Annotated in this window: 7 protein-coding genes; 5 read left to right on the top strand and 2 right to left on the bottom strand. The window is 44.1% G+C overall.

What is annotated here, in order from left to right; genetic code table 11:
* Positions 1-64: 64 nt before the first annotated feature.
* The 5 genes from EAH55_RS22490 to EAH55_RS22470 all read left to right on the top strand — a co-directional run bounded on the left by EAH55_RS22490 (position 65) and on the right by EAH55_RS22470 (position 10,809).
* The gene (locus tag EAH55_RS22490) at positions 65-2,530 is read left to right on the top strand and encodes a TonB-dependent receptor domain-containing protein (protein WP_121811618.1); all 2,466 of its coding nucleotides are present in this window, start codon (positions 65-67) and stop codon (positions 2,528-2,530) included.
* Between the two features lie 538 nt (positions 2,531-3,068).
* A complete protein-coding gene (locus EAH55_RS22485) occupies positions 3,069-6,356 on the top strand; it encodes a SusC/RagA family TonB-linked outer membrane protein (protein WP_244228301.1) in 3,288 nt (1,095 codons plus the stop codon).
* Positions 6,357-6,377: 21 nt separating this feature from the next.
* The gene (locus EAH55_RS22480) at positions 6,378-8,297 is read left to right on the top strand and encodes a RagB/SusD family nutrient uptake outer membrane protein (RefSeq protein WP_121811617.1); all 1,920 of its coding nucleotides are present in this window, start codon (positions 6,378-6,380) and stop codon (positions 8,295-8,297) included.
* A gap of 53 nt (positions 8,298-8,350) precedes the next feature.
* The gene (locus EAH55_RS22475) at positions 8,351-9,577 is read left to right on the top strand and encodes a DUF4959 domain-containing protein (protein WP_121811616.1); all 1,227 of its coding nucleotides are present in this window, start codon (positions 8,351-8,353) and stop codon (positions 9,575-9,577) included.
* A gap of 20 nt (positions 9,578-9,597) precedes the next feature.
* Positions 9,598-10,809, top strand: a complete 1,212-nt coding sequence (locus EAH55_RS22470) for a DUF5000 domain-containing lipoprotein (protein ID WP_121811615.1) — start codon at positions 9,598-9,600, stop codon at positions 10,807-10,809.
* 338 nt (positions 10,810-11,147) lie between these two features.
* On the opposite strand, the gene EAH55_RS22465 is transcribed toward EAH55_RS22470, so the two are convergent.
* Both EAH55_RS22465 and EAH55_RS22460 read right to left on the bottom strand, forming a co-directional pair.
* Positions 11,148-11,681, bottom strand: coding sequence for a DUF6886 family protein (locus EAH55_RS22465; protein WP_121811614.1), 534 nt, complete (start codon positions 11,679-11,681; stop codon positions 11,148-11,150).
* 49 nt (positions 11,682-11,730) lie between these two features.
* Positions 11,731-12,627, bottom strand: a complete 897-nt coding sequence (locus EAH55_RS22460) for an AraC family transcriptional regulator (RefSeq protein WP_121811613.1) — start codon at positions 12,625-12,627, stop codon at positions 11,731-11,733.
* Positions 12,628-12,789: the final 162 nt, after the last annotated feature.

Genomic DNA, 12,789 nt, shown 5'->3' with positions numbered 1-12,789 from the left:
TTTTTAAAGATTAATAACCGGTTTTTATTTGTTGGTATAACCGCTAAAAAGGTTGTGAAAACTTATGAAAACTTTAAGTATCAGTCTGTTATTTATTTGCCTTTTACAAGTGGTGAAAGCGCAGGTATCTGGCCGGGTAACTACAGTCAACGGTCAGCCTTTAGCATACGCAACCGTATCGCTCGTTAAAACGGCCGATTCGTCATCGGTTAAAAGTATGCTCACTACTGAGCAGGGTAGTTATAATATTGCCGAAGTATCTGCCGGAAATTACCGTCTTAAGCTTAGCAGTATAGGTTATCAAACCTGGTTTTCATCGCCTTTTGCTATCAGCGGCAGCAAAGAGGTAAAATACCTTGCTGTTATTGTAATGAAGGAGGATACCCGTCAATTGGGTGAAGTGGTGATTAGGGCCGGCAAACCGTTATACCAGCAACGCAGCGACGGATTGGTGGTAAACGTTGAAAACAGTGTGCTTACCAAAGGCAGTACTGCTTTGCAGGTATTGGAGCGGTCGCCGGGGGTAGCTATCGATCATAGGGATAACGGAATTGCCCTGAATGGCAAAAGTGGTGCTACAGTTATGATTAACGGAAAACTGGTGCGGATGCCGCTTGCGCAGGTCATGAACCTGCTTAACGGTACCAGTGCCGATAATATTGAAAAGATAGAATTGCTGAGCACCCCGCCTGCCGGTTATGACGCCGAGGGCAGCGCCGGGATCATTAATATTGTGATGAAAAAAAGTAAAAAGCAGGGAACTAACGGCTCCTATTCTTTAACCGGGGGCTATGGCATGGGCGAAAAAGGTACGGCCAGCATCAATCTCAATCACAATACGCAAAATGTTAACCTGTACGGCTCTTACACTTTTCAGCATGACAGAACTTATACCGATCTGTTTATTACGGGTAGTCAAAATATGCCCTTTCTTGGCGGTGATGCTGAAGTGGAATTTTATACCAAAACCAAACGGGTGAGCAATAACCATAATGCCAATTTGGGGGCTGATATTAAGCTGGACAGCAAAACTACCCTAAGCGGAAATGTGAGCTATAACAATATTCATTCGCCAACTTATACCTATAGCAACGCCGGTTACAATGTCCTTCCGGATTCTTTGATCAGATATATCGGGCATGTTAACGGTAGGGATGGTATTGATAACCTCATAAGTTCAGTTAGTATGGAGCGGGTACTGAAGGAAGGGGAGAAGATTAGCATGGAGGGTGATTATATCCATTACAACAGCGATGGCCCAACGGTAGTTAATACTTCCTTTATCAACAAACATGGCGAGCAGGTATACGCCAATAACAGCGTAAGCGCTCAACAACAGCGCGGATTTGCCAATACCACTATCAACGTAGGCGTATTCAAGGCCGATTACACCAATCAGTTATCATCTTTATTAAAACTGGAAACAGGTATTAAAGGAACACATACCGGCAGTTCGAGCTCTTCAGGCATTGAGAGTTTTAACAATGGCATTTGGGAGCGAAACATGCAAACCGCTGCTAATATTTATATGAAGGAGGATATCGGAGCCACTTATCTTTCCCTTAACTGGCAACTGGCCAAAGGCATAAGCCTGAATACCGGGGCACGATATGAATACTCGTACACCAATATGGATAACCCGCAAACCGGCAGCAACATCGTAAACCGCAAATTAGGAAAACTATTCCCGACGGTACTTTTTACTGCTAAACTGGGCGACCGCTCGGAGTTGCAGTTATCCTACACCAAAAGAATAGCAAGGCCATCATATGACGACCTGGCTTCGTACTTTGCCTATAGTGATCCAACCGCGGTGTACACCGGTAACCCTTTTTTGAAACCAACTATCACCAATAACATAAAATTGGGATATAACTACGGCGATTATAGTTTTTCCCTGCTTTACAGCCGGGATGATAATGCCATCGCCCGTTATCAGCTTAGCGAAAGTCCTAACCACGATATTTTATTTATCTCGCCTCAAAACTTGTCACGCCAAAACTTTCTGACTTTCCAGGTAAATGCCCCGTTTAAGGTGGGCAACTGGTGGGAAATGACCTATAGTTTTGTGGGGGGATTAAGGCAGTTTAAGGAAAATTACACTTTGAATCCCTTAAGCAAATCATATTTCGGCTATTCCTTCAATTTTAACCAGCTGTTTAAGTTGCCTGGTAGTTTTTCGGCGGAAGTATCGGGGCAGTACAATTCCCTCTCATATAATGGTACAACCCGGGTTGATGGTTTTGGGGTGATCAATGCTGGGATAAAAAAAGAGTTGAAAAATAATAGGGGCAGTTTGCAATTGGCAGTAGCCGACGTGTTAAGTGCATCGCAGATTCACGTAAGGTATGGCACGCTTACACGCGAAGCTTTTGATATAAAAAGCCATGTGATTGTCAATACCGAAACCAGGCGTTTCCCGGTGATTAAGCTTACTTATACAAAATCATTTGGGGGCACCGGGTCGGCAAATCGTAGTAAACAGGAAAATGGATTGAAAGAAGAGCGTAACCGTCTTAAGAATAACTAAAAGGTTTTTGCAATAGTAAAAAGCAATATTGTTCATTTTTATCAAGGTCGCGACGCGGCCTTATTCTTTTTATAATGCTCGAAAAATGGTGCGGGTTTATTTGATTAAATCGGTCCGGAAAGTTTGGTTAATTGCCTGTGGTTCACTTCGAAATGGAGTATCATGAAAGATAATATTATCCATCTTTTTATGTGTTTTATCCATTTTAAATTTTGCGGCACACTTATAGATTTACAAAACCAATTAGTAAAATCAAACGCAAACAATTATGAAAAGAAGTGCTACTCCCTTAATACGGCGAAACTGTCGTTGCTACAATTAAAATTCACGGAGCCTGGATAAGTCTGGCAAGTCATTGGGTCATTTTACTCAAATGATATTATTAGCCATTATTTAGTTTTTCCTTTTGGTGTGGTCGCTTAGCCATTTAACCCCTGGTTAAGCCTGCCGACATAGGAATGTTATGGACTTAAACTAAGGGCAAATTGAATTTAAAACCCGGCTAACAACCCTAAAAAATTTATATGAACCCAATTTTATGAAACCATTTTACAATTATGATCAATTTCCGGTGAAGAGGGGCAGGCAGCAAAGCCATCTTTTTATTGGGCGGTTATTAATGCTTCTGATACTATCGTGTTTTGCCATTAATGTGCATGCGCAAAACAAGATCACGGTTGTGGGGCAGGTAACCGACACCCTTGGCGTAAAAATACCCGGCGCCAACATTACTGCCGAAAATGTTAAAAACACAGGCACAACCTCCGATATAAATGGCCGGTTTGTGCTCGAAGTGCCGGCAGGTATCAGTCTTAAAATCTCGTTTGTTGGTTTTATCGATCAGCATATGGTGGTAACTTCAGATAATCAGCATATCACTATCAGGCTTAAAGAACAAAAACTTCTGGCCGAAGAGGTAGTGGTAACCGCCTTTGGTAAAAAGGAGCGTAAGGAGGCCCTGGTAGGTTCGGTTACCAGTATCAAGCCCGGCGAGTTAAAGATCCCGGCAAGTAACCTTACCAACGCGCTTGCTGGTCAGGCAGCGGGTATTATTGCTTATCAGCGCAGCGGCCAGCCCGGGCAGGATAACGCCTCGTTCTTTATCCGTGGGGTAACCACTTTCGGCTACAAACGCGATCCGTTAATCTTGATTGATAACGTTGAGCTATCAACCAATGACCTTGCCCGTTTAAACGTGGATGATATCGCCAGTTTTTCGATATTGAAAGATGCAAGCGCTACCGCTTTATATGGTGCCCGCGGTGCCAACGGCGTAATTTTAGTTGCCACTAAAGAAGGTAAACAAGGTCCGGCCAAGATCAATTTCCGGTCGGAGTTTTCTTCGTCGCAATCAACCCAAACCCCACAACTGGTTGATCCTATCCAGTACATGAACCTGTATAACGAGGCATCGTTAACACGCGATCCTACGTTACCGCTTCCCTTTCCTCAAACAAAAATTAACAATACTATTAACACCATTAACCACACGCCGGGCAGTAACCCTTATGTTTATCCGGCGGTTGACTGGTTGGGATTGTTATTTAAAAAGCAAGCTACCACCCAGCGTAACGATTTAAGCGTTAGCGGCGGCGGCCCAACAGCGCGTTATTATATTGCCGGTTCATATAATATTGATAATGGCGTTTTGCGTGAAGATATCCGCAACAACAATAACAACAACGTTAAGTTCAAAAACTATCAACTGCGCTCAAACGTAAATGTTAACCTTACCAAAACTACCGAGGTTATTGTACGTTTATCGGGTACTTTCAGTGAGTATAATGGTCCTATTACTTCCGATGGCTCTTTTGCATCCGATCTTTATAATGTGGCCATCCATACCAGCCCGGTTTTATTCCCGGCCTATTATGAGCCAGACGCGGCTAATGCCAATGCACAGCACATCTTGTTTGGTAACGTAGGTTTGGCGTCAGGTACTACCAGTAACAGTATCCAGTACAATAACCCGTACGCTGCTTTATTAAGGGGCCATAAAAACTCGTCGGAGTCGAGAATGTCGGCCCAGTTTGAGTTAAACCAGGATCTGAAATTTATTACTGATGGTTTAAAGTTCAAGAGCATCTTCAATACCAACAGGTATTCATACTTTGATTCACAGCTGGCTTATTCGCCGTTTTATTACAATGTTGGCAGCTACGATAAGGATAGTAATAAATACACCCTAACCTGGCTTAACCCGCAGCCTACAGGCAACAACGTAGCAACCGAATATCTGAACTACAGCCGTAATGAGCCTAACGCCAATACTTTCTTTTACCTGCAAACCGCGCTTGAGTATAATAAGCCATTCGGTAAAGGGCACAATATCAGCTCAACATTAATTGGTACAGCGCAGCAAACGCTTTATTCAAGCGCCAAGGACCCAAAAACAAATACTACTACGCTGCCTTACTCATTGCCATATCGCAATTTAGGTTTGGCGGGCAGGTTAACCTACTCCTACCTGAGAAGGTATTTTATCGAAACTAACTTTGGTTACAACGGTTCGGAGCGTTTTTCGGCAAATCACCGTTATGGCTTTTTCCCAACCATTGGTGGTTCATGGGTGGTATCAAACGAAAAATTCTGGAACCCTAATATCCTTGATCGTTTAAAGATCAGGGCCAGCTATGGTTTGGTGGGTAATGATGCTATTGGCAATCAAAGGTTCTTCTACCAATCGGATGTTACCTTGAACGCAGGGCCTAACTATGCCCAGTTTGGTATCAATAACCAGTACGAGCGTAAAGGTGTGTTCATTAATAACTACGCCAATCCTGATGTTACCTGGGAAACGTCCAAACAAACCAATATCGCGGTTGAGGCTACCTTTCTGAAAAACTTCAATGTAGTGGCCGAGTTTTACCGGAACAACCGCTATAATATTTTGCAGGAGCGTACCAACACCCCCACCAGCGAAGGTTTGGAGTCAACAACCAGCGCCAACTTAGGCAAGGTAAACTCAAAAGGCGTTGATCTTTCGTTGGATTATAAGCAGAGTTTCAGCAATGGTGCATGGGCATCTATCCGCGGTAACTTCACCTACTCCACCAACAGGTATAAATACATTGAAGAGCCCGATTATAAAGAGCCCTGGAGGCATTTTATTGGTCAGCCTATAAGTCGCGGTTATGGTTACATAGCCGAGCGTTTATTTGTTGACGATCAGGAAGCCCGCAACTCGCCCACACAGATCTTCAGCGCTAACGGTACCAATGGTATTTTGCCACAAGGTGGTGATATCAAGTACCGTGATTTGAACGGCGACGGTAAAATAGATTATCTTGACCAGGCATTTTTAGGCTATCCGCAAACGCCCGAAATTGTTTATGGTTTCGGTTTCTCAACCGGATTTAAAGGGTTTGATCTTTCGGCTTTTTTCCAGGGCCAGGCAAGGGTATCATTCTTTATCGATCCAAACAAGGTTAGTCCTTTCATCCCAAGTAATGATCCCTATATCTACGGAAATACCCAGGTGTTGCAGGCTTTTGCCGATAGTCACTGGAGCGAAGAACACCAGGACCTGTACGCCTTGTATCCGCGCCTTGGCACTACTTCAACCACGGTACTTAACAACCTGCAGCCAAGCACCTGGTGGCTGCGCGATGGTAGCTTCATGAGGCTCAAGTCGGTAGAGTTGGGATATACACTGCCAAAAAGCATATCAAAAGCAATGCACCTGACCAATTGCCGCATTTACTTTAACGGCCTTAACCTGCTTACCTGGAGCCCCTTCAAAATGTGGGACCCTGAGCAGGGTGGTAACGGCTTTGCTTATCCGATACAGAAAGTGTTTAACCTGGGCTTAAACGTGAATTTATAACCGTAAACGGATTTTAGAGAGATGAAAAATATAAGATCATATTATAAAATTGTTATGCTGGCCGCTTTGGTTATCATGGGCCAGTCATGCAAAAAGTACCTGGATATCACTCCTGATAATGTGGCCACGATAGACTATACCTTCCGCAACCGCAACGAAGCGGAGGACTACCTGTTTACCTGCTACTCAACCATGCAGCATTTAAATGATGTGGTGAACAATCCGGGTTTTGTGTACTCATCGGAGATTGTATATCCCAACACACTGAACGATCATTACTTTAACGAGGCAGGTTTTAACCTGATCCGCGGGCTGCAAAGCAACTCGAACGTGAGCCTTAACTACTGGGATGGCGCAAACGGTGGTCTGGCTATTTTTCAGGCTTTAAGGCGATGCAATATCATGCTTGAGAACATTGATAAACCTATCGACCTGAGCGCATCTGAAAAGAAAAGGTGGATTGCCGAAACCAAATTCCTAAAGGCATATTATCATTATTATCTCATCAGGATGTACGGCCCGATGCTGCTCATTAAAGAAAACTTCCCGATCAACGCATCGGCAGAAGAGGTAAAACGTAAGCGCTCATCTGTTGATGAGGGTTTTGATTACGTGGTGTCATTGCTTGATGAGGCTATTCCAGATCTGCCACCGGTTATTGATAACCAGGCTACGGAATTTGGCCGTATCACCAAATTTATAGCGCTATCCGTTAAAGCCGAGATCCTAACTACAGCTGCAAGTCCGCTGTTTAATGGTAATCCTGATTATGCAGGTTTTAAAGATCATGACGGCAAAAGCCTTTTTTCTGCAACTTATGACGCGGGCAAATGGCAAAAAGCTGCTGACGCCTGTAAGGCTGCTATAACCGAATGTGAAGCGCAGGGACTTAAGTTATACACCACTCCACCAACAGTAGGTGTAGGTAATGTATCGGACAAGCTGAAAAAAGTTTTAACCCTGCAAAATGATATCACCGAAAAATGGGAGCAAAACCCTGAGCTGATCTGGGCGCTAAACTATGGTTTTACTTACCAGAACTTCACCATCCCAAGGATGACTTCGGCGGCTGTAGGCCTGGCTTCTACCAACCCGGGTACTTTCGCGGTGCCTATCCAGACAGCCGATCTGTTTTATACCGATAAAGGTGTGCCGATTAATGAGGATAAAACCTGGGATTATACCAATCGTAATTCAACACAAATGGGCGATGACTCAAGTGCGCCGCTGATCATGAGTGGTTACGAAACTGCCAAAGCCCACTTTAACCGCGAGCTAAGGTTTTATGCTGATATCGGTTTTGATGGCGGTATCTGGTTTGGTAATGGCAAACGCGACGAAAGTACTGCTTATTACGTGCAGGCCCGCGGTCCGTACGCATTGGCCGGCCCTAAAAGTATCAGCGCTACCAATATCACCGGTTACTGGCCTAAAAAACTGGCTAATTATCTGTCGGTTTATGATAATATCTTCACTACCGAAAATTATCACTTGCCGGTAATGCGCCTGTCGGGTTTATACCTGCTGTACGCCGAAGCTTTGAATGAAGTACAGGGGCCAACTGCAGAGGTTTACTCGTATATAGATAAGGTTCGTGCAAGAGCCGGTTTAGATGGTGTGCAAGCCTCTTGGAGCAACTACTCAAAAAATCCATCCAAGCCAAACTCTAAAGATGGCTTAAGGGCCATCATTCACCAGGAACGCCGGATTGAGCTTTGTTTTGAAGCGCAAAGCGGCTGGGACCTTCGCCGCTGGAAAGAACTGCAGGATGTGTTAAGCAAGCCAATACAGGGATGGAATATTTACGAAGGTACAGCGGCTAATTATTATCGCCCGCAAACCATCATACAGCCGGTATTTGGTATTAAAGATTATTTATGGCCTATCAGTACCAACGACCTGATAGTGAATAATAACCTTACCCAAAACCCTTACTGGTAGGATCATCCTGTTTTTTTTGAAAGATTAGATAATTTAATATAGAGATATAAATTATGAAAAAGATTAATAATCGCAGATGGCTTACCGGTTTAATGCTTATCCCGGTTTTGCTCATCATGCTCATCGTTTCCTGTAAAAAGAGCGAATCGAACATCGAGGTGGTATCCAATGATACCACCAAGCCCGGCGTAGTAACCAACGTAAAGGTCGAGAACCTGAACGGGGCGGCAAGGCTTACCTATACGCTGCCCAACTCTAAAAATCTGCTGTACGTTTTGGCCAGCTATAACATCAACGATAAAACTACAAGGGAAACCAAGGCCAGCTACTATACCGATACCATTACAGTCGATGGTTTTGCAAGGGCTAAAGAATATGAAGTTACGTTGTATGCGGTAAGCAGGGCCAATATTAAATCAGATCCTGTGGTGATAAAGGTTAGCCCTAAAACGCCCAACTATTTGCTGATCAATGATAACCTGGATATTACTCCTGATTTTGGCGGCGCAAATTTCTTCGGTTTAAACCCTAACAAAGTGCCAATTGCGGTGCACGTGCTGTCGTTAAATGATAAAACCAATAAATATGACGAGCAGGACCCGCAGTACATCAATACCGATTCGGTAAATTTTTCGGTACGTGGATACGACGCTACGCCTAAAAAGTTTGGCGTATATACTACAGATAGGTTTGGCAATGTTTCGGACACAGTGTATAAAACCCTTACACCACTTTTTGAAACCCTGCTGGACAAGAGTAAGTTTTATACCTATCACCTGGATAGCGACAGCCCTATTGGCTACGGCTGGGAGTTCAAATACCTGTTTGACGGTAATACAGGCGAACCCGGCTGGCATACACTAAGTGCACCTACCAAACAGGGCACCTTTGCCCTTGGCGTGAATGCCAAGCTGAGCCGTTTTGTTTTGTGGGAGAGGTTAAGCGGCGTGTTCGGCTATCAAAATATCAGGCAGCTAACACTCTGGGGCACCAGCAGCGATGCACCTAAAGACTCTGTGTTGCCTAAAAACTCGGCTCCGGGTACTGTATCTGGTGACTGGGTTAACCTGGGCAACTTTACTTATCCTAACCCGCCATCGGGCTTACCGCCAAACCAGGCTAACGCTTCCGACATCGCTTTTGTGGCTGCCGGTGTTAATTTCAAAATTGGCATTAACGCGCCTGCTACCAAATTTATCAGGCTGGAGTGTACACAAACCTGGGGCGGTCTGGATTATGTGAACGCGCTGGAGATTTCATTGTATGGCAACCCATTGTAGTACCATTAAAAATTAAAGACATGAAGATCAGATATAGTATAGCTGCTTTCTTTTTGGCGAGTATTGCAATATTTGCCTGTAAAAAGTATGATAACGATTATAAGGGCTTTTTAAATAACCATGAGGTAACTTATCCGGGTTTGGCAACTAAAGTTAGCTTTCATCCGGGTAATTTAAGGGCGGTGCTGGTTTGGCACCCAAGTCCCGATCCAAGTATTAAAAATTATAAAATAACCTGGAACAATGCCACAGACTCGGTAATTGTTGATGCCTCAAGCCATAGCCCTGCCGACTCGATCAGTGTATCAATCCCTAATTTGAAGGAGTATGTGTACAGCTTCAGGCTGGTGGCACGTGACAATGCCGGCAATACCTCGGTAGGGCAGGATATTAATAATGTGCGTGTTTATGGCTCGGCTTACCAGTCGGCATTGTTAAACAGGTCGTACAACACGGCTAATCCGTTCCTGGTAAATGATAACGGCTCGGTAAGGTTGTTTTTTATTAAGGCTGATACCGGTAACGTGTCAACTACTATCAAGTACACCAATACGGCCGGAGCCGAGGCAACAAAAGAGCTTAGCGCGGATAGTGCCGGCATAACCCTAACCGATCTTAAACTGGGGACAGCTATCCAGTACCGATCATCATACAAACCAACACCCGATGCGGTTGACGTTTTCAATGCTCCGGCTTTCGATGATTTTCCGAAGATCTATGGGATAGTAGAGTGTGATAAATCGTTGTTTAAACCATATAACCTGCCTACCGATATTCCGTCGGCCTATGGTTGGGAAACTTATTACCTGTGGGATAAGAGCACCAATGAACCGGGGTTCCATACACCGGGAACAAGCATGCCGCAATGGTTTACATTTGATATGGGGCAGCAGGCATCGCTTGCCAAAATGAAGATCTGGCAACGTACTTCGGCCTTGTACAATTATGGTAACCCAAAACGGTTCGAGATCTATGGTAGTAACAGTCCATCTGCAGATGGTAGTTACAACAGTTGGACAAAACTTGCAAGCTTTACCTCGGTTAAGCCATCGGGCTTACCAACAGGGCAAACCACGCAGGCCGATGCCGACTTTGCAGCCGCCGGTGAGCCCTTCACTTTCCCTGCCGATCTGCCTGCTTACCGTTACATCAGGTTCAAGGTTCTGGAAACCTGGGGCGGAACAAATTATTTCCACCTCATAGAACTAACGATGTACAAAGTGGATAAATAAAAACTTGGTTTGGTTTAATAATGGCAAATTCCCGTTGTTTCATTTGAAGCAGCGGGATTTGTAGTTTTTGGGGAGTGTGTTTTTAAATTATGTCATTGCGAGGAGGAACGACGAAGCAATCTCGTAGCTATACAGAGAGGCCATGCTTCTGTGTGATTGTCAGGCTTCGCTCGACATGGTTTGTTCGTTTCCTTCATTTTCTTTTCCCGCCGCCGCCTGGCTCCAGCCGAGTGGCTCATATCCCCAGGCCTCTGGCCAGCTTCTCCAGCTTCGCCGGCCAGAGGCCGTGAAATAGTTGACACTCGGCTGGAGCCGAGCGTCGGCAGATGCTTATTACATTACCATTCTTTCGCATTCCGCATCCTGATTAGTGAAAACTGCAGGCTGGAATCCCGGACAGCTTCTGCTATGCCAATCAATGATGGCATAAACCGCAGTTCAATATTTCTGCCTAACAATGCCGCCATAATATCATCAATAACCGTAACCGCTATCGGCAAAGCCGGTTTATAGGATACATAATAGCCCGCGCACTCATCTATCAGCATAAAATCGTCGGGAGCAAATTCGTAGCGAAATAGGATAGTTTCCTTTATCTGTTGATACCAACCATTTTCAACAGCAATAACATAATGAGCTGTTGTATTGCCCATAAACTGGTTTTTATCATTGTCGGTTGTGTTTTTACCTGCGTAAAATGTTACCCTCGGGCAATCGCGAGGCAGCAGGTAATTATGTAGCAGTTGATCGCTGATGGCAAAAACAACATCGCCAGTAACATTATCAAAATGTGATGGGGAAGGGCGGGGAGTAAATATGCTGATGCCCGGTTGTTCGCTGATATGGAAAAGTCTTGGAACGGTCGGGCGCATAGCCAAACTTACGAAGTTTTTAAAACTTCGTAAGTTTTAAAGAAAGGAACTATCGCTTATGCGTTTTCCGATACTTAGACGGTGACATGCCAATCAGCTTAGTAAACAACCTCGAAAAATAATACGGATCATCAAAACCCAGATCTGAGCAGATCTCCTTGATACTTCTGTCGGTAAAATATAAATACTGGCATGAAGCCTGGATCTTGAGCAGGTTAAAATAGTTAATGGGCGATGATCCTGTTTTCTGTTTAAATAGCCGCAAATAATGCGATGCCGAAATGCCCTGCTGCTTAGCCAAATGCATTACCTCAAACTTTTTGCTGATATGCTTTTTCATGTAAGCGATGGAGTTGCTCACAAAATCATTATCATAATCAACCGGGTTGGTTTGTTTGTAATACACCAATGAGGAGATGAAGCTGAGCAGATTGATGTTCACGATCTCCATTTCCTTTTCATGATAGCTGTGTTCAAGCACGGCATAGATCTGTTCATACAGTTTAATCCGACTGCTGTCATACGGAACGGATTGCACTGTGGGCTGTCCGTTTTCAAGCGAGCGTTCATAAATGAGCTGCGAGTTTAAACCGCTGAAATGCACCCAATAAATACTCCAGGGATTAGTTTCGGAGCTTTTGTAACGATGGGCAACGTTGCGCGGAATGATGAAAAAAGTATTGGGTTTAAGTACATGGTCCTGGCCGCCTAAATAAACATAGCCTTCTCCATCTATGCAATAAAGCAGGATATATTCACTGCTGCCCGTGCGGCGCTCGCGGTCATGATAGGCCGCTTTGGGATAGTAGCCTATAGCGGTAAGGTAAAAGCCCTTGATCAAAGCATTGTTGGTGATGGGTTTTTTAATGTTTGGCGGCAATACGATCATTTTTTGACCTATAAAGCCTTCTTTGATCCGCTTTTTGGGTTCGGCTACGGCACTCATAACATTACAGCATAATTGGTGTTTAAAGGTATTTATTTTTTTGATCAATACAAGTTTTCAAAAACGATGTATTGATGATAGGATTATCCATCACTTTTTGAAAAATATCCATTTTTTTAACCGCCGTTTCATAGTAGGTTTACCAAAACCAATTAGGGACTA

Origin of the sequence: Mucilaginibacter kameinonensis (assembly GCF_003675385.1) — a bacterium.
Lineage (GTDB): Bacteria > Bacteroidota > Bacteroidia > Sphingobacteriales > Sphingobacteriaceae > Mucilaginibacter > Mucilaginibacter kameinonensis.
This window is presented reverse-complemented; position numbering and strand designations above follow the sequence as displayed.

Excerpts from the sequence above, each read along its gene's own strand:
- EAH55_RS22490 (WP_121811618.1), top strand. The coding sequence starts at position 65 with ATGAAAACTTTAAGTATCAGTCTGTTATTTATTTGCCTTTTACAAGTG.
- EAH55_RS22485 (WP_244228301.1), top strand. The coding sequence starts at position 3,069 with ATGAAACCATTTTACAATTATGATCAATTTCCGGTGAAGAGGGGCAGG.
- EAH55_RS22480 (WP_121811617.1), top strand. The coding sequence starts at position 6,378 with ATGAAAAATATAAGATCATATTATAAAATTGTTATGCTGGCCGCTTTG.
- EAH55_RS22475 (WP_121811616.1), top strand. The coding sequence starts at position 8,351 with ATGAAAAAGATTAATAATCGCAGATGGCTTACCGGTTTAATGCTTATC.
- EAH55_RS22470 (WP_121811615.1), top strand. The coding sequence starts at position 9,598 with ATGAAGATCAGATATAGTATAGCTGCTTTCTTTTTGGCGAGTATTGCA.
- EAH55_RS22465 (WP_121811614.1), bottom strand. The coding sequence starts at position 11,681 with ATGCGCCCGACCGTTCCAAGACTTTTCCATATCAGCGAACAACCGGGC.
- EAH55_RS22460 (WP_121811613.1), bottom strand. The coding sequence starts at position 12,627 with ATGAGTGCCGTAGCCGAACCCAAAAAGCGGATCAAAGAAGGCTTTATA.